22 protein-coding genes and 1 pseudogene are annotated in these 21,758 nt (G+C 32.5%); 5 read left to right on the top strand and 18 right to left on the bottom strand.

Going from position 1 to position 21,758, the window contains the following annotated elements; all coding sequences use genetic code 11:
* Positions 1 to 514: 514 nt before the first annotated feature.
* On the top strand, positions 515 to 1,819 hold the full coding sequence (secY, locus tag QRY57_RS13575; protein WP_026590886.1) for a preprotein translocase subunit SecY: 1,305 nt from the start codon (positions 515 to 517) through the stop codon (positions 1,817 to 1,819).
* 155 nt (positions 1,820 to 1,974) lie between these two features.
* Here secY and QRY57_RS13570 read toward each other — a convergent pair whose 3' ends face one another.
* The 4 genes from QRY57_RS13570 to QRY57_RS13555 all read right to left on the bottom strand — a co-directional run bounded on the left by QRY57_RS13570 (position 1,975) and on the right by QRY57_RS13555 (position 5,369).
* A complete protein-coding gene (locus QRY57_RS13570) occupies positions 1,975 to 2,685 on the bottom strand; it encodes a class I SAM-dependent methyltransferase (RefSeq protein ID WP_286017728.1) in 711 nt (236 codons plus the stop codon).
* Between the two features lie 354 nt (positions 2,686 to 3,039).
* Positions 3,040 to 3,498 (bottom strand): GNAT family N-acetyltransferase, encoded by a 459-nt coding sequence (locus QRY57_RS13565; RefSeq protein ID WP_286017727.1) that lies wholly within the window; start codon positions 3,496 to 3,498, stop codon positions 3,040 to 3,042.
* A gap of 212 nt (positions 3,499 to 3,710) precedes the next feature.
* Positions 3,711 to 4,238: an isochorismatase family protein gene (locus QRY57_RS13560; protein WP_286017726.1), complete on the bottom strand. Its 528-nt coding sequence runs from the start codon at positions 4,236 to 4,238 to the stop codon at positions 3,711 to 3,713.
* A gap of 213 nt (positions 4,239 to 4,451) precedes the next feature.
* On the bottom strand, positions 4,452 to 5,369 hold the full coding sequence (locus QRY57_RS13555) for a DMT family transporter (RefSeq protein ID WP_286017725.1): 918 nt from the start codon (positions 5,367 to 5,369) through the stop codon (positions 4,452 to 4,454).
* Between the two features lie 148 nt (positions 5,370 to 5,517).
* On the opposite strand from QRY57_RS13555, the gene pdxR reads away from it, so the two are divergent.
* Positions 5,518 to 6,954 (top strand): MocR-like pyridoxine biosynthesis transcription factor PdxR, encoded by a 1,437-nt coding sequence (pdxR, locus tag QRY57_RS13550; protein ID WP_286017724.1) that lies wholly within the window; start codon positions 5,518 to 5,520, stop codon positions 6,952 to 6,954.
* A 29-nt stretch (positions 6,955 to 6,983) separates the two neighbouring features.
* Here pdxR and QRY57_RS13545 read toward each other — a convergent pair whose 3' ends face one another.
* The 6 genes from QRY57_RS13545 to QRY57_RS13520 form a co-directional block, all read right to left on the bottom strand.
* Entirely contained in the window at positions 6,984 to 7,481 is a 498-nt protein-coding gene (locus tag QRY57_RS13545) for a DUF421 domain-containing protein (RefSeq protein WP_208017442.1), read from the bottom strand.
* Between the two features lie 250 nt (positions 7,482 to 7,731).
* Positions 7,732 to 8,286 carry an undecaprenyl-diphosphatase gene (locus QRY57_RS13540; RefSeq protein ID WP_286017723.1) on the bottom strand — a complete coding sequence of 185 codons (555 nt, stop codon included), beginning with the start codon at positions 8,284 to 8,286 and terminating at the stop codon, positions 7,732 to 7,734.
* A gap of 354 nt (positions 8,287 to 8,640) precedes the next feature.
* Positions 8,641 to 9,093, bottom strand: a complete 453-nt coding sequence (locus tag QRY57_RS13535) for a CHRD domain-containing protein (protein WP_286017722.1) — start codon at positions 9,091 to 9,093, stop codon at positions 8,641 to 8,643.
* 153 nt (positions 9,094 to 9,246) lie between these two features.
* The gene (locus QRY57_RS13530; protein WP_286017721.1) at positions 9,247 to 10,125 is read right to left on the bottom strand and encodes an SDR family oxidoreductase; all 879 of its coding nucleotides are present in this window, start codon (positions 10,123 to 10,125) and stop codon (positions 9,247 to 9,249) included.
* Positions 10,126 to 10,135: 10 nt separating this feature from the next.
* On the bottom strand, positions 10,136 to 10,483 hold the full coding sequence (locus QRY57_RS13525; RefSeq protein WP_286017720.1) for a hypothetical protein: 348 nt from the start codon (positions 10,481 to 10,483) through the stop codon (positions 10,136 to 10,138).
* Between the two features lie 22 nt (positions 10,484 to 10,505).
* Positions 10,506 to 11,879, bottom strand: a complete 1,374-nt coding sequence (locus QRY57_RS13520) for an aminotransferase-like domain-containing protein (RefSeq protein ID WP_286017719.1) — start codon at positions 11,877 to 11,879, stop codon at positions 10,506 to 10,508.
* A 400-nt stretch (positions 11,880 to 12,279) separates the two neighbouring features.
* Between QRY57_RS13520 and QRY57_RS13515 the strand changes: the two genes are divergently transcribed.
* Positions 12,280 to 13,965 (top strand): M3 family oligoendopeptidase, encoded by a 1,686-nt coding sequence (locus tag QRY57_RS13515; protein ID WP_286017718.1) that lies wholly within the window; start codon positions 12,280 to 12,282, stop codon positions 13,963 to 13,965.
* Positions 13,966 to 14,115: 150 nt separating this feature from the next.
* Here the strand turns inward: QRY57_RS13515 and QRY57_RS13510 are convergent, their stop codons facing one another.
* The 6 genes and pseudogenes from QRY57_RS13510 to QRY57_RS13485 form a co-directional block, all read right to left on the bottom strand.
* Positions 14,116 to 14,472, bottom strand: a complete 357-nt coding sequence (locus QRY57_RS13510; protein ID WP_286017717.1) for a hypothetical protein — start codon at positions 14,470 to 14,472, stop codon at positions 14,116 to 14,118.
* Between the two features lie 123 nt (positions 14,473 to 14,595).
* On the bottom strand, positions 14,596 to 15,093 hold the full coding sequence (locus tag QRY57_RS13505) for an SRPBCC family protein (RefSeq protein ID WP_286017716.1): 498 nt from the start codon (positions 15,091 to 15,093) through the stop codon (positions 14,596 to 14,598).
* Positions 15,094 to 15,144: 51 nt separating this feature from the next.
* Complete coding sequence (locus QRY57_RS13500) at positions 15,145 to 15,996, bottom strand: GNAT family N-acetyltransferase (RefSeq protein ID WP_286017861.1); 852 nt, start codon at positions 15,994 to 15,996, stop codon at positions 15,145 to 15,147.
* Positions 15,997 to 16,022: 26 nt separating this feature from the next.
* Complete coding sequence (locus QRY57_RS13495) at positions 16,023 to 16,658, bottom strand: SDR family oxidoreductase (RefSeq protein ID WP_090689430.1); 636 nt, start codon at positions 16,656 to 16,658, stop codon at positions 16,023 to 16,025.
* A 46-nt stretch (positions 16,659 to 16,704) separates the two neighbouring features.
* Positions 16,705 to 17,412 carry a 5'-methylthioadenosine/S-adenosylhomocysteine nucleosidase gene (gene mtnN / locus QRY57_RS13490; protein WP_286017715.1) on the bottom strand — a complete coding sequence of 236 codons (708 nt, stop codon included), beginning with the start codon at positions 17,410 to 17,412 and terminating at the stop codon, positions 16,705 to 16,707.
* A gap of 24 nt (positions 17,413 to 17,436) precedes the next feature.
* A pseudogene (locus QRY57_RS13485) lies at positions 17,437 to 17,568 on the bottom strand (DUF3885 domain-containing protein); the annotation flags it as partial.
* Positions 17,569 to 17,844: 276 nt separating this feature from the next.
* On the opposite strand from QRY57_RS13485, the gene QRY57_RS13480 reads away from it, so the two are divergent.
* Positions 17,845 to 18,540, top strand: coding sequence for a response regulator transcription factor (locus QRY57_RS13480; protein ID WP_208017431.1), 696 nt, complete (start codon positions 17,845 to 17,847; stop codon positions 18,538 to 18,540).
* Positions 18,530 to 19,687, top strand: coding sequence for a sensor histidine kinase (locus QRY57_RS13475; protein WP_286017714.1), 1,158 nt, complete (start codon positions 18,530 to 18,532; stop codon positions 19,685 to 19,687). The genes QRY57_RS13480 and QRY57_RS13475 overlap by 11 nt, the downstream gene beginning before the upstream one ends.
* 158 nt (positions 19,688 to 19,845) lie before the next feature.
* Here the strand turns inward: QRY57_RS13475 and QRY57_RS13470 are convergent, their stop codons facing one another.
* Together QRY57_RS13470 and QRY57_RS13465 are read right to left on the bottom strand one after the other, a co-directional pair.
* A complete protein-coding gene (locus tag QRY57_RS13470) occupies positions 19,846 to 20,220 on the bottom strand; it encodes a hypothetical protein (protein ID WP_286017713.1) in 375 nt (124 codons plus the stop codon).
* A gap of 250 nt (positions 20,221 to 20,470) precedes the next feature.
* On the bottom strand, positions 20,471 to 21,757 hold the full coding sequence (locus QRY57_RS13465) for an MFS transporter (protein WP_286017712.1): 1,287 nt from the start codon (positions 21,755 to 21,757) through the stop codon (positions 20,471 to 20,473).
* Position 21,758 lies beyond the last annotated feature (1 nt).

Below are 21,758 nucleotides of genomic sequence, written 5' to 3'. Positions count from 1 at the left end.
AATATTTAGAGTGAATGTATTATATGCAAATTTTAAAAGTTATGATGAGTATCAACAATGTTCATTTACAATAACTGTACCGGTACAATAGTGCCATACCCATTCGCACATTTAGTGAATATAATTTTTCAAAATCCATTCGTGTCTCTTGTATATAATCCATAAACGATGCGACCATTATGGATAATTCTCTACTTATGTATAGATAACAATTACAAACTTATGTAATCAACTCTTCATATAACAATTGTAAAGAAGTACCCTTTTTATTCATTTTTCATGCACATCTATGTACATTTTTTGATTTATTAGTTATATTATGGTTATTGAATGATTACGAAAATAACTCTATCGTCTATACAAATACTTGTATTTCTTAAATCCATGAAAAAACTACAAAATGTACGAAAATCCATTTGTCAAATGAATTTTAAACGGAAGGAGGTTTGTGGTTTATTCATCGGGATATAACAATCAGTTTTATGTAACTGATAAAAATACAGGAGGCGACATGATGTTTCGTACAATTTCAAACTTTATGAGAGTAGCTGAGATAAGAAGGAAAATCCTTTTTACACTTGCGATGTTAATTGTTTTTCGAATTGGCACGTTTATACCAGTTCCTCATACTAACGCAGAGGTATTAAAGGTACAAGATCAAGCCAATGTTTTAGGTATGCTAAATGTATTTGGCGGAGGGGCTTTACAACACTTCTCAATCTTTGCTGTTGGTATCACACCCTATATTACAGCCTCCATTATTGTACAGTTGTTACAGATGGATGTTGTACCTAAATTTACAGAGTGGGCAAAGCAAGGTGAAATGGGCCGTAAAAAATCAGCTCAGTTTACCCGATACTTTACAATCATTCTCGCATTTATTCAAGCCATTGGAATGTCTATTGGCTTTAACAATATAGCAGGCGGGCAACTAATTTCTAATCCAGGATGGACTACTTATTTATTTATCGCTACAGTGCTAACTGCCGGTACTGCATTTTTACTTTGGTTAGGTGAACAAATTACTGCAAACGGCGTAGGAAACGGAATTTCAATGCTTATCTTTGCAGGGCTTGTTGCAGCAATTCCAAACGTGGTAAATCAGATTTATTTACAGCAATTCCAAAATGCTGGAGATCAACTCTTTATGCATATTGTCAAAATCATATTGATTGGATTAGTTATTTTAGCAATCGTTGTCGGTGTTATTTATATCCAACAAGCAGTTCGTAAAATACCTATTCAATATGCAAAAGCTGTTTCAGGTAAGAATCAATATCAAGGAGCAAAAAATACTCATTTACCTTTAAAGGTAAATAGTGCAGGTGTAATCCCTGTTATCTTTGCTTCTGCATTTCTCATGACACCGCGGACAATTGCGCAGCTATTTCCTGACTCTAATGTATCGAAATGGTTAAGCACGAACTTGGACTTCGCGCATCCGATCGGAATGACTCTTTATGTTGGACTCATCATTGCTTTTACATACTTCTATGCATTTATTCAAGTAAACCCTGAACAAATGGCAGAGAACCTGAAAAAGCAAAATGGATATGTTCCAGGTATTCGTCCGGGTAAATCGACAGAGCAATATGTAACAAAAATTTTGTATCGTTTAACATTTATTGGTGCTATTTTCTTAGGCGCTATCTCAATTTTACCACTCGTATTCACAAAGATTGCTACTTTACCACCTTCTGCTCAAATTGGTGGTACAAGCTTACTCATCATTGTTGGGGTAGCGTTAGAAACGATGAAAACGTTAGAAAGTCAGCTCGTAAAACGTCATTACAAAGGATTTATAAAGAAAGTAAACTAATGCTTTGTACATATGAACTAAACATAATGAAACCCTCTCGTATATAAAACGAGAGGGTTTCACTATGTTACTTAAAAGAATGTTGAGTTATCAGAAAGACTTTGTTTTCTTTTTTGAAAAAAATATTTCTTCCGCTGATATTACTTTATATTCACTTAATTCTTTTTACTCATAAATAAAGCTGTCCACAGTCCAGAGACACCAAAAACTGGATTTGATTGATTTATCTCCTTCATTCTACGTATTTCTACTTCAGAAAAGTCTCTAAAAATGGCTCTAAGTTTTTCAGCTGTAAATCCTAATCCACCTTTAAGACTTTGTAGTTTGTATACTTCCCAATCCGTTATGTCTGCCCCACCTAATTCTCCGCCTTGAACAAAACAAGTGATTGCAAAATAACCATCTGGTTTTAAAGCCTTTTTCACCAAATTTATATAATTCATTCTTCTGTGTGGTGCAATATGATGAAAGCATCCTGAATCGTACACAATATCGTATGTATTCTCTTTGATTTCTAAGTCAAAGATATTGTTATAAATAAAATTTACATTTACATTTTTCTCCTTTGCACGTTCGGTTGCCCATTGAATGGATTTCTGTGATAAATCTACTGCATCAACTAAGCATCCTTTTTCAGCAAAGTAAATTGCATTTCTGCCTGGACCACATCCAAGTTCAAGAACTTTTCCTGGACTAAGTAATTTTTTTTCGAAATAATTAACGAGATTCTCATCTGGTTTATTAGTAAAAAAGGGAACTTCTTTTTCACGATTTGAATAAAAACCATCCCAAAATTGAGTTGGTTCACGTAATAATGAATCTAACATATTCAATACATCTTCATAACTACTAATCATTTCTTTCACAGTAACCCCTTCTTTCCGATTAACTCTTACAATCTAATTATATAAGCGATTAGATTGATTCGTGTTTCATTAGGGTTAACAACACTTTAAATCCAAATAAATTTGAACTCTCTACTTATTCCTATTTATGCTAATTTAACGCGCAGAAAGATACCTAATTTTCTTTTTATATTGCTTTAAAAGTATTTACCTCACTCTTCCTTAAAATCCAACAAAACAATTAGAAAGGCCCTTAGAACCAGAATGTAATTCTGTTTTTTCAGAATTATCATTACGATTATTACGACAATATTACAAATAAAGGAGATATACATTCTCATTAAATACAGATATTTCTTTGGTTATTTACATCATTTACATAAATTTCATTTCCATAAACACACTATTTGGATCCGCTATATATTTCGAGAACGGTTTACTATATTGAAATCCCATACTTGTATACAAACTTCTAGCCGGTTTGAAGACATCCATAGATCCTGTTTCCAAACTCAATCTCTGGTAACCACGTCGCTTTGCTTCCTCAATTATATGTTGAAGAAGTTGCTTGGCAATACCTTTTCTTAAATGCAATGAAGATGTTTTCATTGATTTTATTTCCCCATGTTGACTATTGAGTTCTTTAAGTGCGCAGCATCCAACTAAATCATTACCTTCCCATGCACTCCAAAATGTAATATCTTCTTTCCGCAATCCGTCTAAATCTAGAGCATGCCTACTTTCTGGGGGTGAATGTAGTGCCATGCTTTGTAGATGATCCATCAATAATTTTTTTACTGCAGTACCGGTTAAATCATCTATTTTTATCTCCATAAGACTTCCCCTCCTATTAATATTTTCCTCGTACTTGTTTTAAAGCTCAAAAACATACTGACTTTTTTCAATGACGCTTGCCCTTTAATTTCAAGAGGAGCAATTGCATTCTCTAGCGGTTCTTCTTTAATACCGGAAATCATAACATCTAGCATTTCCCTATTTTATTCAAGTTGTTTAATAGGATTGGAAAAGCTTCATGATTTCTCTCATCACTTATATAAATCAAGCGGCTGCATTTGCACAAAACGGTTATTCCATACAGACTCATGATGGTCAATAATTTGCTTGGCGCTAAGTTGATTGCTATTTAACGTACTATGCGCACTCTTTACTAGCAAATTATGTTGATATCCCTTACTATAGGCAATTCGTATAGTCGTATCTAAACAAAATTCAGTTTGAGCACCCACAAAAATTAATTGCTCTATACCTAATTTTTTTAAAGTTTCCTCTAAAGTAGTTTGATAGAAGGCGTCCCATGTGATTTTTTCTATAACAATATCATTACTTTCTCGGCGCAACCCTTTATGTAATTCCCAGGCATACTTCCCCTTCGCCATTTCATCTGATGGATTTTGATCTGTATGCTGAATGAAAATTACTGGTATCTCCTTTACTTTTGCCCAGTTAATGGCTGTGTTCACATTTGCAAGTAATTGTTCATGCTGATATAAGTGGTTTTTTTCTTCTGAAAAAAAGATTTCTTGCAAATCGATAACAATTAATGCTTGTTTCACATGTATCTCTCCTATCCCTTTGTTGAATAATAATTTTTCCCCTTATCACTTTACAACTCAAAAAAGCCCTATCATATACAGGGCCATTTTATAAAAACAATATATAATTATAACATATAAAAAGTTCTAACTCTATCTAATAATTTGTTTTTTCTGTCATTTTTAGGCGCATTAAGATAAAATATTCTTTTATTTCACAACCAAAATATAATTTTACATTTCTTTTTTAAATAATCTTCCCTGTTTAAAATACACTTCAAGTGTAGAGCGATTTGCTAAAAATACACCAATCAAGATGAGACATGCTCCGATTCCCATTAACGGATTAATTGGTTCCCCTAAAAATACGTATCCTGTAATAACAGCAATTAATGGGGATACATACAGCCAAGTTGATGGGAAAACTGGATTTGTTTTCGATAAGAGCCAATAATAGAGTCCATGGCCACCAATTGATCCAATAAATATGAGATACAAAATGGGCCATTGTACACTCCAAGTTGTTAACATAGCTAGATTTGGCTGTTCTGTAAAAATAGAAGTAATCAACAGAAAAACTCCACCGTAAAACATTTGGATTCCGTTAATAAGAAATGGCGATACTTTTGGCAAATCTGAAAGTATTTCTTTTGAATAAATGGAGCCTATTGCATAAAACAATTCTCCTATTAATATAACAAAACAAGCAATACTCCATATAAAAGTGAAATGTTGATGCATACCTGGTAAGGAAATACAAACAACTCCACTAATCGCTATGATTAGTGCAAGAAGTTGTTCCCTTTGTAATTTTGTTTTATTTCTTTTCACTTGTAATAACAAAATCATCATTGGCCCTGTCGCAGAAAGAATAGCTGCTAATCCAGAAGAAATATACTGTTCTGCCCAGTATAACGTTGCAAATGTCATAAAGGTTAAACAAAAACCAGCGTACATAATTTTTTTTGATAACAAGTATGGCATGACATGTTTCCGTTTTAAGGAAAATATGATAATGAGAATAACGCCTGCCAAAAAGAAACGAATTCCCGCCGAGAATAATGGTGGCGTCCCCGCTTCAATCCCAATTTTAATTGTTAAAAATGTTGTCCCAAAAATTATACAAATTAAAATATAATTAAAAATGACCATTTCATTTCCTCCTTTGTATTCTTGAAATGAGTATAGAGGAAACAGTGTATAACAGTATATCAAGGCGTATAACAGTTTGATAAATCTATAGTTGCTTCTGCATATGTTTTTAGATTTAATTAAATTAAAAAGAAACTTAGGTGAGCTGATGAAGATTATACTGCAGAAAGAATCTAACATACCATTCTATCAACAAATTTATATGCAAATCGTTGAGCGGATTCAAAGTGGAATGCTATCAAATGGGGATTTTTTACCTTCATTACGCTCTATGGCGGATGATTTACAGATAAGCATATTAACCGTTCGTAAAGCCTATAAAAAGTTAGAAACGAAAGGATATGTATATATTCAGCAAGGAAAAGGTGTGTATATACATAAACCGATAAATCGGAAAAATCAGCCGAAGCCATATGATTGGCAGCATAGAAAATCAATCAATGTCATGCGATCTCAATATGGAATGAATCAACATAGAAAGCATTATGATTTTTCACAAGCTATTCTTTATCCTCGGCTTTTACCTAATCCTTTTCTTTCGGGTGAAATGCAAAAAATAATAGCGGACAATCAAATGATATTGGCAACTTATGGATCAGTTCAAGGAGATGAAGAGCTTCGAATAGAAATTGCAAGATATTTAAAGGATTATCAAAAACTATCTGTAGACCCTTCTACTTTATTAATTACAAGTGGTGCTCAGCAAGGAATTGATTTAATTGCTCAAACATTATTAAAACCAGGTGACACAGTTATAATAGAGAGCCCGTGCTATGGTGCAGCAATCGATGTATTTATAAATAAAGGGGTTCAAATCATCCCAATTGAGCTTGATGAACAAGGGATTAGTTCTGATTTAATCGATGAAGTTTGTCAAAAAAAGAAGCCGACTTTAATTTATGTAAATCCTACTTTTCAAAACCCTACAGGTACTGTTATGAGTAAAAGAAGACGAATGGAACTTGTAGAACTAGCGGAGCTATATCATTTCTTTATAATTGAAGATGATTCTTTTGGAGAAATATATTTTGAGGGTGCTAAAATTCCAGCTCCACTTAAAACCTTTGATGCAAACGGACATGTTATATACTTAAAAGGATTCAGTAAAACATTAGCACCAGGCCTTCGTATTGCAGCATTAGCTGCAGAAGGTCCTATTTTCGAATGGTTATATGCTGTGAAAGCTTCGATGGATATAGGCAGTCCATTATTGACACAAAAAGCACTTCTTCCATTTTTACGAGCAGAAAGAATGAAAAACCATTTAGAAAAATTGCGTACTGCTTTACAAGTAAGACGTGATACAACACTAGAAATATTAACTTTTCAAACAGGAGAAGTTTATTTTCAACAACCTCTAGGTGGCTTTAATTTATGGGGAGCACTTCCGAATTCAATTGATATTTTTATGCTACTGAAAAAAGCAAATGAAGTGAATGTTTCATTCCTACCAGGAACGGCCTGTATTTTGAATCATGAATCAAACTATAACTATTTACGAATTAGTTACTCCATGTTGAATGAAAAAGACATGTTGATTGGGTTAAAAAGACTTCATAACGTATTACTACATTCCTTAAAATAATAAAAAATAGTTAATATACCCCATATTAACTATTTTTTCAGGTTGTATTGATGCAACATCTTTTCTAACATTTCACATGTAACCGGCTGCGCACCAGCTGTTAATTGATATCCGATGCGACCGTTCGGTTCTGCTGTTGCTTGCTGTAATGTTGTTATATCATGAATTCCCTGTTCTCTTAAATACATAAGTAATTGCTGTTCTGTTATTTTCGTACGTCTCAAATTATTTTTCAAAATTTCTCCATCCTCAACAATAACAATGCTATTACCATTTAAAAATTTTTCCATCCCCCTTGATTTCACTTCTACATAATGAATAACAAGTAAAATGCCTGAAAATATACAAGCAGCAAGGATTGATGGCCCTACTTTCCTACTTAATACCGGCTCTACAATAATACGCGCAATGGAGACAACAATAATAATCTCAGCCCGTGTCATCTGACTAACAGATTTACTTCCGGTTAATTTTAACGCAAGGATACCCGTAACAATTAAAATTGTGCTTTCAAAAAAAATATTCATCAACAATCCATTCCTTTAATGGTAATTAATAAATAGCATTACCATTGATCCAGTTCTTTATTGTTCACACAGCACATAAAAACTAAAAACAAGTATATACTAGCCGTGCCTAGTTTTTAGTTATCCTAGTCAATTCCTATTTCTCCTCATCTATTTACTAGATTGTTTCAAATTTCACAAAAAGAAGTGGATGTTCTCTTTATATCGGGTATAATTTTTGAGAATAATAAAGGAGAGTTGCTGCTTCTTTTCATTTAAATAATTTTGTAAACGATGAATACATCTTTATAATCCAAGTAATAAAAGATTGAAACGTATATGTATTTTTATCAATAACAATGCTTGTTAGACTACCTATAACAGCACTACCAATTATGTCAAATGGATAATGATGCCCTACCCAAACACGTGAAAAACCTGTCAAAACTGCTAATAACCACATAATAGAGCCCATGCAACGTTCATGAAGTAAAACGGAAGTTGCTACAGCAGAAGCTAAAGCAGTATGTTTACTTGGGAATGAAGAATTATTTTTTGATGGAATAAGCAAACGAATTCGATGAACAATAAAAGGACGAGGTTTAAAATAAAAAATTTGGATGATACGGTTTATAATTAAAGTGACTCCTGCTGAAATTCCTGCATACAAAATAATTTTTTTGTAGAAATTGTTTCTAAACCACATACATATTAATATGAAAAGGTATAAATATCGAGTCTTCTGTGAGATAAAAATCATTATCGTATCCATAGTAGTTCCTCGTCTAGCAAGACCATTTATCGCTTTAAATAGTATATAATTCATTGCTAATGTTCTCCTTTATGTTCGAAATATATAACTTAACCTAACTAATAAAAAGGAATTTATGACTGGATTACCCAGGGTCAGTTAGTCACGAACAAATTTAAAATGGTCCCCACAAGCTATAAACCATACCTCCAACAAAAAACACTAAACCTAAAACTAACACGATAAAAGCAAGGATCGATTTTTTATTATCTTCCATGAACTTAACCTCCTTTAAAATTGTTGGTCCTGTATACATTTCCCCACATTAAAAACCTTTAGTCATAATTATGTCTAAAGGTTTTTGTCATCATACTTATAAGAAAAAATAGGGAATTATATTCTGCACTAACAATATACAGTTAAGAAATTTTAAAATCTTTTTATCTGTCCTCTAATTTCTCCATTTGGATGTTTTTCCGTATGAACGTTTACATAAGTATTACCAGCACCCATCTTTCTTACGAGATCCAGTAATGATATTCCCTGTAAAGGACCCACAAGATCAGATTCTGTAATCGTTCCTGTTACCACTCCTCTATCTACACTAATTCCTCGTGTAACCGGACCAAATAGAAAAACAACAACTGGACCATTTTCTACTCTCTCTCCTAAATGAATATGAGCAGCAGTCACTCGTTCTATATCATGCACTACCAGTTTGAATGGAAGTATCGTAAAATCATCATTAATTCTAAATTGTGCTATTCCAAAAGCATTTGTACAAACAGAGGGCACTTCCTCCCGGCCTCCTAATTTAGCAATAAAACATTGGGACAATGTGTGATTCACTTCCTTATTTATTTGATGCCATATATTATTCATTAGACAAAAAAATAGCTTGTTCGTTTTAACTATAAAAGGAATGTGAACATAAAAAAGGAAGCTATTTAATCAGCAAGGATTGTAGTAACAAAAAAGAAGACTTAAAACCGATTTATAAAGGGTTCTTAGCCTTCTTTTAATTTTATATAATACTCATTGTTCTTTTAACACATTCTCTTCGAAATATTTTCCCCAATCAGGTTGTCTTCCGTCAATATCTTTAAACCCATATTCCCTCGCCAACTCCCATGAACTAAGCGCTTTCCCTGTTTTATTATGAACGTTTGAATCACTTGCTAAAGCAGCAATTGCTCTTCCTACAAAGAAAGGTGTTTCAGATGCGATAAAGTGAGGATCTTCCTTTACACCTTCTTGCCAATTTTCCTCAGTCACACCAAATAAATCTAACATTGCTTCAGAACGGAGAAAGCCAGGACTTACCGCAACTGCAGTAATACCATGTTTCTCTAAATCTTTTGCCATCGCTTCTGCTAAGTGAATTGTTGAGATTTTCGCTAAGCTATAATATAAATTACCGCGGTATTGATAATCAATCCCATCTGTAATTTCAATAACAAGTCCTTTCTTATTTTTCACCATAAGCGGAACACCATAATAACTTGTCATCATATGTGAATGGACAGCACGTTGTTGCATAAGCAAGCCGTTATGTAAATCATGCTCCCAAAAATCTTTTTCCCATTCAGTAAGCGGATCGCCGCCCCAAACATCATTTACTAAAATATCAAGTTTTCCGTTTTGTTCTTCTTGGATTCTATTAAATAGTGCTTTAATATCTGCTTCTACTGTATGATCCACACGAACGGCAATTCCTTTTCCGCCTTGTTTTGTAACGAGTTCTGCTGTTTCTTCAATTGTTTCCGTTCTTCCCATTGATGATAAATTTCCCCTTGTACTTCTCCCTGTTACATATACAGTCGCTCCGGCTTCACCTAGCATCATCGCTATTCCTCTTCCAGCACCACGTGTTGCTCCTGCAACTACTGCCACTTTTCCTTGTAATGGTTTCATATTATTCTCCTCAATGTTCATTTTCCAATTGAATTAATTTAGGTACATTTTCTCTATCATATTTTTGCGTATAGCTCTCTCCATCTGGAGTAACCAATTGTAAAGTAACCTTACCACAAACACCAGAATAAAAATCAAATTCACCTTGTGAATTTGAAATAGCACGTTCCTTATTTGTAATTGAACCCTCATAAACTTTAACATTTGCTAAAGGCATGTTGTTATGATCTACAACAACGGATTTTATTTGAATAGCAACTGCTATACATTGTTCACTTTTCTTATTATATATCACAATTGCTATCGTTCCGATTCCTACGACCATACATATCAACAAGACTATTACGTTTTTCTTCATACTAAGCCTCCTATATAAAGAATTAGCCTTTCTTAAAATGGAAATCTACACGACTTACTCGTTTCATCTCCTCGATTACTCTATGAATTCCTACCGCGATTTTATCTTCTTTCACATTTGATACATTTAGTTTTAAAAGTGTTTCCTTATGGAAAGAAGACAAATAATTTTTATCAATAGCATCAATAAATATTTGATTTTGTCTTAGGCTTTTAATAAGTGTTTCCTTAGCAATACCTTTATGTAATGATAAGCACGTATGTATTCCTATATTGTTTTCACCTTTATATGTAAACAAATGTTGATTTTCTTTATAAACTTCTTCTAATGTTTCTGATAGCACTTTAGATCTAGCATAGTAAGATGATTGAATTTTTTGCTTGTGTCGTTCAAACATCCCACTTTTTATGTAAATTTCTAACGCAGCTTGGGAAATCATCGAACTATCAATATCTAATAGCTTTTTATATTTATGAAACAACGCTGCAATAGAAGGAGGAATAACTGCCACGCCTACACGTAATCCAGGGAAAACAATCTTTGAATAACTTTTTAGATAGATTACATGTGAAGAATTATCGTAACTATATAGTGGGCCTGTCTTCGAATTTTGTTCTAAATCTGCTAAATAATCATCTTCTACTATAAATACATTGTATTTTCTTGCGAGAGAAATAATCTTTTCTTTTTCTTTCTTAGAATATGAAGTGCCAAGTGGATTGTGAAACCTTGGAATTGTATAAAAAAATTTAATTTTTCCCGTTCGGAATATTCTTTCTAACTCAATTAAATCAATACCTTCAGCAGTACGTTTTATACCAATTACAGGGGTTCGATTTGTTTCTAAGTATTCAATGTATAAATGATAACTTGGCTGTTCAATAAGTACTGTTTCATTTTGATTTGGAAAGGGTATAGAAGTTAATATAGCGAGAGCTTGCTGAACTCCCGAAGTAATAAAGATGTTTTCTTCTTTTGTGAAAATTTGATAGTTTACTAATTGTTTTTGCACAACTGAAATTAACGATGGTAACCCTTTGGGTGTACCGTATATAAACAAATGATTCTTATACGTATCAATCGCTTTATTAATACAATGTTGAAAATCTAAATAAGGAAATACATCAGGGTCTGGAGCTGAAGATGCAAAATCAATATTCTCCGTTTCATCCTCCTCATAAATCCCCATTCTCTTCACTACATAATATCCACTTTGAGGTACGGAATAAATAATATGACGCTTCTCTAATTCATGAAGCGCACGTATGATTGTTGCTTTGTTACATCCATATTGCGTCACAAGTGAACGTATAGATGGTAGTTTCTTCCCTTCTTGTATTTCTTCCTTTTGAATCATATTTTCTAAATCATTTAGTACCTTTAAATATTTATACATGATTACACCTCTTGTTTATTGCGTACCGGTACAGTCTGTATTTGTTCACATTGTAGCATCGACTCAGAAAGATTACCATATGCATATGGCCGGTAATAAATTGATTAAATGGGGTGAAATAATGAAAAATACAACTAAAGCGTAGATAGCTGTATCATTATATACATTAATTACCGAATTTTCATTTATATTTGTGAAATTAGCTTTAACAGTTACAAGCGGAATATTTCTTATATTAAAGTAGCTGAAATAAGTGTCTTTAACAATCTATCTACATTAATTACAATTACTACAGGAGTATTATTCTTGGTGTAGTAAGTATGAACTTCCTGGTTAAAAAGGAATTCGTATAAAAGAATAGAATACCTCTATTAGTAAATAAAAAAGTGAGGGATATTTCATGCAGCAGGCAATACCTATCAATATTAGTAATATAGATGAATTAATAAAAGAATTGGATATACTAGTAAACGTCTCAATATCTTCTAGTCAAGAACTTGAGAATTGGTTAATACAACAATCACAGACTTTAAATTCTATCAATGAACAATTCATGCAACATTATATTGCCTTTCAACAAAATACGAATAATATAGAGGCAAAAGAAACTTTTGACTTTGATCAAAAACACGTACAGCCTATATTAAAACGTTATAAAAGTCTATTAGATCAAAAATATTATGAATCACCCTACCGTTTACAATTAAATTCTTCTCAGTTTGGATTCTTAGATACAAAGATTAAAAATACGATAGAACTCTTTAACGAAGAAAATATTAGTCTAGAAGTTACTGAAGATGAGTTAATCACAAAATATTTTGAAATCACAGGCAACCTCACTTCTATATGGAATGGTGAAGAAGTAAACATTTCTGAATTAAGGGTATATCTAAAAGACCCAGATCGAAATGTTCGTCAAAAAGCGATGACTGCTATCTCTGAAAAATTTCTATCCGTAGAGAATGAAATTCAAGAAATCTTAAACCAGTTAATTATACTTCGAACAAAAAAAGCTAGGAATGTTGGTTTAACGAATTATCGTGACTACATGTTTAAAAAATACGAGCGTTTTGATTACACTGTCGAGCAATGCAATGCGTTCGCTGAATCTATTCGTAAATACGTTGTGCCGTTGCAAGAAAAAATACATAAGGAACTACAAGGAAAGCTTCAAGTAGATACATTACGTCCGTGGGATATACATGCTGTACCTATAGAGCATAAGCCTTTACAGCCTGTAAAAAGTGAAAATGAATTAATAGAAAAAAGTAAAACAATTTTTACGAAAATTGATTCGAGTTTTTCAGCTCTTCTAGAAAAAATGCATACCAATCTAGATTTGGAAAGCAGAAAAGGAAAAGCACCAGGTGGATTTTGTGAATATTTACCTTCATCTAAGTTATCGTTTATTTTTATGAATTTAACAACAACACAAGATGATGTTGTTGTTTTCTTACATGAGATGGGTCACTGTATTCATCACGATTTAATGAAAGATATTTTAATACACCAATATCAGCATTTACCAATGGAAACTGCTGAATTAGCGAGTATGACAATGGAACTATTTACAATGGATAAATGGGATGTTTTTTATAGTAATAAAGAAGAACTCAAACAAGCTAAACAAGAGCAATTAACACAAATTATAGAGTATATACCCATTACGCTTATCATCGATCAATTTCAACACTGGTTGTATGAGAATCCAAATCATACCGCTGAAGAAAGAAATGCTAAGTTTTTAGAGCTCTCTACAACATATAATTCAAGCGTAGTAAATATAAATGGGCATGAAAGTTGGATCGTCGCACAATGGTTATCTGTCCTACATATTTTTGAGGTGCCCTTCTATTATATCGAATATGCAATCGCACAAATCGGCGCCTTACAAATGTATAAACAGTATAAAGAAAACCCTCAGCAAACATTGCAAAACTATAAAAAGGCATTATCTTTAGGTAGTTCTAAATCTGTAAAAGAAATATATGAAGCCGCTGGAATCCAATTTGATTTTTCTAGTAAAACAATAAAAGAAGTAATAGATTTTGTAGAAGAGGAATTAAAGTTACTAGAGATACTGTAAATAATTAAGAAAACCTTGTACGGCATTAACTTATCTCTACTAAATAAAAGACTCTAATTTTGAAAAAGTAATTTCAAAATCAGAGTCTTATTTAATCCGTTATATGTTTACATAATAAAATTATAGTGATCTTATTATTTTTAAGCTATGCTAATCCAACTGAATAATTTCAGGTATATTATTTCTATCATATTTCTTTGTAAATATATCTCCATTTTGGGTAATAAATATTAAAGTAACTTTACTACAAACACCGGTCGTAAATTTCAACTCTCCTTTTGAATTTGTAACTGCAAGCTCTTTTTCACTAATAGCCTCTTCATAAACTTTAATATTTGGTAGAGGCTGCTTATCTTGAGATAGTACCACTGAATTTATGTACTTAGCACTCTCTATACACAGTAGAGATGGATTCGTATCGTTTTTCTTCTTATTATTCCCTTTAATATTTATAATAATGATAACAAAGATACATAGGATAAAAAATATCGGTATACTCTTCGTCAATATTATCCTCCTACTATATTCTCAAACTGCACATTATCCCCTACTCAAATATCAATATTAGCACAATGTTCTTTCTGTCGTATATGCGCTTTTTTAATATGAAATTATTATATAATAATACAATTAATTTACTCTCTCATTTTTGATTTTATCCATTACTAATTCATATCTCTTATACCATCTTTCCCACTCTTCTTTTGGAAACTCCATTTCACGATCATCTAATACAGAAGAAAAAATTTCTAAGCATACATGCCACCCAGATAAATCTTTTGGTGTATGATCATTTATTTCTTGGATAAACTCTTTTAATATTAATAAACAATTTTCTTGATCTTTATGTATCTCAAATCGAACTCGATCTTCCCCCCATGTGAACTCTAATACAGAATTTATTTGACATCGCAAAATATCAATATTAATAAATTCTCCAGAACCATCCATCATATCAAATTTTATCTTACCTCCTTGTCGCAAATCTTCTATGTAAAGATTCGGCATCCATCTTTTTAACTTTTCATTTTCTGTTAATACAGCCCAAACTTGCTCTACTGAATAATGTAACGGACGATTAAATTGAGCTACATATCCATTATCTACTTTTTCTATTAAAGCTAACATTGTCATACCTCCATTTAAAATCACAGATTTTCTCTATTTCCACTCTATCGGTTATAATGTATAATACATTTCATACTGAGCCAACGAACTTTTCTCGAATCCACACTTTTTTACAAATCCTTCAAGTAAAGCATTATTAGGGAATCCAATAGAAAGACTGGAAAGCTGTAATTCTTTGCTTACAGTTTGTAATAGACTTGTAGCGACTCTAATTCTTCTATATTTTTTATCAACAAATAATAAACTTATCTTACCATTGTCACCAACACATATACATCCTTTTAAATCATCGTTAATATAAGCTCCATAATACGTATTATTTTCAGTTTTCTCCATATACTCGATATCATTTTGCCAATTTATATGGAAGTTTAACCATTTTTGTATACCGTTTTGAAATTCGCCAAACTTAATTTGCTTTATTTCTATATTTTGGACACTCTTACTTGTCAAAATAGAAGTGTCCCTCAAATTATAGTAAGACAGATCATATACTTTTTCATACCCTAACTTCGTATAAAATTGAATCGCTCTATCATTACCGACAATGACTTCAAGAAAAAGTTGCTGACATCCATTTTTTATCGCTTTTTCTTTATGAAATTCAAATAATTTATGACTAACGCCAACCCCACGATAGTCCGGATGAACCGCTAATGCGCCACATCGCATTGTTTTCATACTTTCATATTCTTTAATTCCACCAAGTATAACTCCAATTGGTTTATTTTCATCCAACGCTATATAAGAATACTCAAGTTTATTTCCTTCCGGACCGAAGAATCTTTTTATAAAATCTTCTTTTGAAACTTCCATCTTTATGATGTAATCAGAAAAACCATCTCGAAAAGCTTCGTACACGAAATCTATATTCACTTCGCTACATTTTTTATAATGAACCATCATAACAATTTCATCCACCTTTCCAACTAGTTTGAAATAAATGGGCATTTCCAACTATACATTTCATCCTGAATTTGCTTTATAACAAACGGCGCAATATCTCCATTTTGAATCTTAATTCCTGGTAAATCTATAAGACTCTCTTTTATTTTACCGGTCCCTTCTCCGTCTACAACAAAAGGTAATCTTACAATAGTCCAATTCACATTACTATCTCGCACTAGTTGTAATTCCTTGTATTTATCTTTCATCATACTCGAAAGAAACAAACGAAATAACTTTGCCCCTATTTTATTTAATAAACTTTTAGTATCTTCTTGTACATCCATTGATCCTCCAGAAATAAGAATATATCGCTTGATCCCGTATTCTTTCATTACTTCTAAAATATGATTCGTAACTGTGCTAAATATATATGACTCTTTTTTAGGTTGCCCCACTGCATTAATAACAGCATTGCAACCTTGCAGTAATCGACGTATTGCAGAAATATCGCGGGCATCTCCTTTTACAACTTCCAAATGTTTATGCGATATTTTAAACTTTTGTGGATCTCGTGTGAGAATACGGACAAAGTATCCTTCTAGTAGTGCTTGAGTTATAAGGTATTTACCAGCCTTTCCGTTTGCACCGATAATTGCTACTTTATTTATTATTTTCATGACTAAAGTTAGGCTCCTTTTAAAGGATATAGATTTATACATCGTATTATTGATGAGATGTAGTTAATTCGTAAACGCGTAAAAACGCAATTAAATATTCACATGCTTTCTCACATGCCAACATTTTAAATACTTTTTGTTCTTCCACTGTTTTATCGTTCGCTTGATCTGAAGCTGCTTTCAAACAAAGAAAAGGTTTTTTATTCACATGACACACATACGCAAAAGCTGCTATTTCTTGATCAACAGCTATTGCACCGTAAACAGTATGTAGTAAATATCTCATTTCCGTACTGCGAATACGCTGATCTCCGGATATGAAAGTCCCAAAATGCACTGAATCATAAGCACGCATTTTTTTTATTTGCCTTACAAGATATTCTGTTGTTTCAATAGGAGCTGCTCTACCAGTATATAAATTGAAACTATCTGTTCCTGTTCCTGCAGCCGTTACATCATGCTGTAGTGTGTTAAGTGCAACAACAATATGACCATTTTTTACTTTCTCAGATAAACTTCCACAAATGCCTGTCATAAATAACTGTTCAGGCTTAAATTCGCTTATTAATAACTGTACGCAACTAGCACAGCTTACTTTTCCAACGCCAGTAATTACCGATATTACTTCTAAGTCATTTATAGAATGAAAATGAAAGTCCCAAGCTGCTCGTTTTTCTACACGATGACTTGGATGATGCTGATGCAAGTATGTAAGCTCAGGCTCCCATGCTGATACAATTGCAATACGTTTCATTACACTTTTCACTTCCTCCTATTTTCATTTGAATAATTCATCATTACTTTCTCGCTCATAACAGGAAATCAAATCTTTATATTTCTTATATAAATCTCGTATCATTTCTTTATTCTTCGCAATTACCTCACATCCTCTATCATCGAAAATAAACATACATTCTAATAAAAAAGTTTTTTATATCTTTTTCCCAATCTTCACTCGATTCTAATGTAGCTAGTTCTTTATGTAACACGTTACTCTCTTCTAACAAAACTTACATTCTATTTATCATAAGTAACAAAGCATCCTCTTATTTTTATTCGTGATGTGTTTTTTAAATCCTTTCAATACGTTACATGAAATTATGTATATAATCTTAGCTCCCAAACACATAAATGTTTGTTATTATATTAATGATGATGAAATGTAGAGAGAGGAATTAAATATACGATGGAAAGAAATATTTTAATTATTGATGATGATAAAGAGATTGTAGAATTGCTTGCCGTTTATTTACGAAATGAAGGTTACAACATTTATAAAGCATATGATGGTGAGGAAGCGTTACATATGCTCTCACTTTATCAAATTGATCTTATGATTTTAGATATCATGATGCCAAAGCGTAATGGATTAGAAGTTTGTCAGCAAGTTAGAGAAAAAAATACGGTTCCTATTCTTATGTTAAGTGCAAAAGCCGAAGATATGGATAAAATTCTAGGTCTTATGACAGGTGCTGATGATTATATGATTAAGCCTTTTAATCCACTTGAATTAATTGCGAGAGTTAAAGCGTTATTGCGCAGATCCTCCTTCCAGTATACTGCCTCGCAAATAAAGGAAGACGGAATTATTCGGATTCGTTCTGTAGAGATACATAAGCATAATCATACTGTGAAAGTGAATGGAGAATATATTAAGCTTACATCTATTGAATTTGATATCCTATACCTACTTGCTAGCAATACTGGGAGAGTATTTAGTTCAGAAGAAATATTTGAACGTGTTTGGAATGAAGATGGTTACGGTTCTAATAAAACTGTAATGGTTCATATTAGCAACTTAAGGGATAAACTTGAAACAAGAACGAATGGTGAAAAACTCATCCATACTGTTTGGGGAGTAGGTTATAAAATTGAGAAATGAGATATTTGCTATATTAAAAGTCCTTCCGAAGTGGAAAATTGTTTTTTGGCTTTTATTAGCTATTTTACTTACACCTATTTCTGAAATTGTTATATATCGACTCGTTACAAGCGTGATTGATAGTTCACTTACATTGACAGCGTTAAGTAAAGAGTTTGTTAGAATCATTGGCTATGAAAAATATAGGGGACTTAAAGAATCTTTTTGGACAATAATGGTGTCTTATGTATTTTTGTTTTCTATTTTCTCCTCCTACGTGTATCTTTTTTATCGCCATGAGAAGAAATTATACTATGAAGCTTGTATAAAAAACATGATTGAGGAGATTCGCTACATTGCAAACGGAAACTTTAATCATAAAGTATCCATTTTACAGCATGATTACTTAGAAGACTTAGCGAATGGGGTTAATCGAATTGTTGAACAATTAAAGGTTTCTATTGATGAGGAACGTCAAACCGAACAAGCAAAAAGTGAACTCATTACAAATGTATCACATGACTTACGAACTCCTTTAACATCTATAGTTGGCTATGTAACTCTCATTCATCATGATAATTACAGAGATGAAGTAGAATTACGCCACTATATTCAAGTTATTTATGACAAAGTAAATCGATTAAACATGCTAATGAATGACTTATTTGAGTATACGCGTGTTCAAAATAAAGAGTTACAACTAAACACTGTACCTATTGATATAATTGAACTGCTTGGTCAACTATCTGTCCAATTTCGTATACAATTCCAGGAAGCCAATATTGAGTGTAGACCTTCGTTTCCATCAGAAAAGCTTATGGTACTCGCTGATGGAGATAAATTAGTACGTGTATTTGAAAACTTAATTATGAATGCGATGACATATGGAAATGAAGGGAAATTTATTGACTTAACAGCGTATCAAGACGGAAACATGATTGCAATCGATATTACAAATTACGGACAACCTATTCCAAGTACAGATTTACCACATATTTTTGAACGCTTCTATCGTGTCGAAAAATCCCGTTCCACATACACGGGAGGGTCAGGGCTTGGTTTGGCCATTGCCAAAAGCATTGTGGAGATTCATAGTGGAACAATTGAGGTATACAGCGATGCTGAAAAAACAACATTTACAGTAAAACTTCTTCCATATAAACAATAAATTTTTTCACCTAACAACAATAAATTCACTTTCTCAAACAAGCATACCTCCGTTCTAAATCTAGGACGGGGGTATGCTTGTTTGCGCTTGATGTAAGATACTTTACTATACTAAAAAATATAACAATAAGATCGTTTGAAAAACTACTGTTATTTTTTTCATGACATTATAAATTCCCCACCATGTTCTTCTGTTTTAATTTTAACTTTATATGTATCATCTTTAGTTACTTTAATATTTTTTTCCTCTTTCCCATTATTAAATTCTAGTATTGTATTATCATTTGAATCCACAACATAGGCAGTTATTGTTCCTTTCTTTGTTGTTTCATCAAAAGAAAATACCCAATTCTCACCCTTTTTAACTTCCATATCTCGACTTGCAGAACCGGTAAACTTTCTATAGTCTCCCAATATTCTATTTGAAGAACTTTTTACTTTCCCCCCAACAACTTTTCCCTCTATAGTAAAACAACCACTAAGAACTACTAAACATAGAACAAATAAAATTGTACTTTTAATGATTTTCAACATAATTACTCCTTTTATCCACAATGAAATTTCTACCATTAAAAATATCGTGTTAACCCGTATTCTATGATAGATAAAATGAATCCATTTTGAAAAAAATTGTTCAAAATGGATTCCTATTCAACAAGTTTATGTTTCGGTTTTATAAAAAAGTTTGATTATTTTCTGCCTGTGTTACTCCACAATCACACCCAATTGCGGAAAATCGTTTTCTAGTTAGGTTCTTTTCATGCATTAGTGGAAAAACAATCCTTTAATAAGAAACAGGTACTTTTCCTTCATTATTTTCACTAACTTTAGAGTCTAACGTTTTTGTTATTATGTAGTACAAAGATGTACCAGTTAATCCTAGAATAAGAAGCAATCCCCCCATATATATGGGGCGAATCCACTCTCCAACGATGATTAACAATGAAGATACAATCATTGCTCCGTAGAAGGTCAAGCTATTAAAAGCCATATAGGTACTACGAGCGTTAGGTGGTGCAAGTTCCCCTATCATCGCCTGTTTAATAGGAACATACATCAGTTCACCAATTGTCCCAATAAACATGGCAATAAAAAGAAATACTACGCTATTTGTAAAAGCAAAAACACTAAAACATATAGAAAAAATCAACATCCCTGTAACTAGAGTCCAGCGATCACTCCACTTTTTAAATAAGAATAATACAACACTTGATAAGAGAACTACAAGAATTGTATTCTCTGTTCGGAGAAAACCCAGTATTTTCGTGCCATCAAGCACGAAGTCTATTCCAAACAATGAAGCTGAATGCTGGGATATATCTTTTTCAAGACGAATCCCAATATAGTTTGTTAAAGACTGTTCCAAGGAAAAGATTAAGATCGCTCCGAAAATATAAAACATAAACAGCTTATCTTTTAAAACGATTAAATAGGTTTGAAGCATCTCTATTGATGAAAATTTTTTCTTATAATTAGAAGACTTAGATGAAGGTTCCGGTGTATAGGTTTCTGTGATGAAGAATACGGTCATGAAGACAGATAACAAAGAGATGAGTGAAATCCCAATAAATAACTCAAACAAGTGGTTTTTAAAAAGAAAAGCCCCAATGATTCCTCCAATAGCAGTTGATAAATTCCCCAACCAGTAGCTAATTGTAAATACAAGCTTTCTCGATTCAGAATTAGTAACATCAATGATCATAGCTTGTGCTGCTGGCTGAAACATTCCTCCGCAAAACATATTGATAATAAAGAATGCTGCGGAAATATAAGGAAGGTTAAACCAGGGGGAATTACAAAGTGCTATAAACAGATACGAAAGCAATATACCAATTTCAGAATAAATCATTATTTTTCTCCGACCTATTTTGTCTGAGACATGCCCCCCGATAAAGCCTCCAATGACTCCACTAATCACAATTATTATAAGAATAATACCCGTTTCAATGGCTCCGATTTTCTGAGAAAAATAGATTGCCAGAAAAGGTATAACGGCCATAGAAATCAGGCTGCCTAGAAATTGCATGGCTAGGCGAAGTTTGATGTTGGGATGGATATCCCTCAATTTCATA

The organism is Bacillus arachidis (assembly GCF_030285945.1).
In the GTDB taxonomy this organism is placed as follows: Bacteria; Bacillota; Bacilli; order Bacillales; family Bacillaceae_G; genus Bacillus_A; species Bacillus_A arachidis.
Note: the sequence above shows the minus strand (reverse complement) of the source record. Positions and strands in the feature narration are given on the sequence as shown.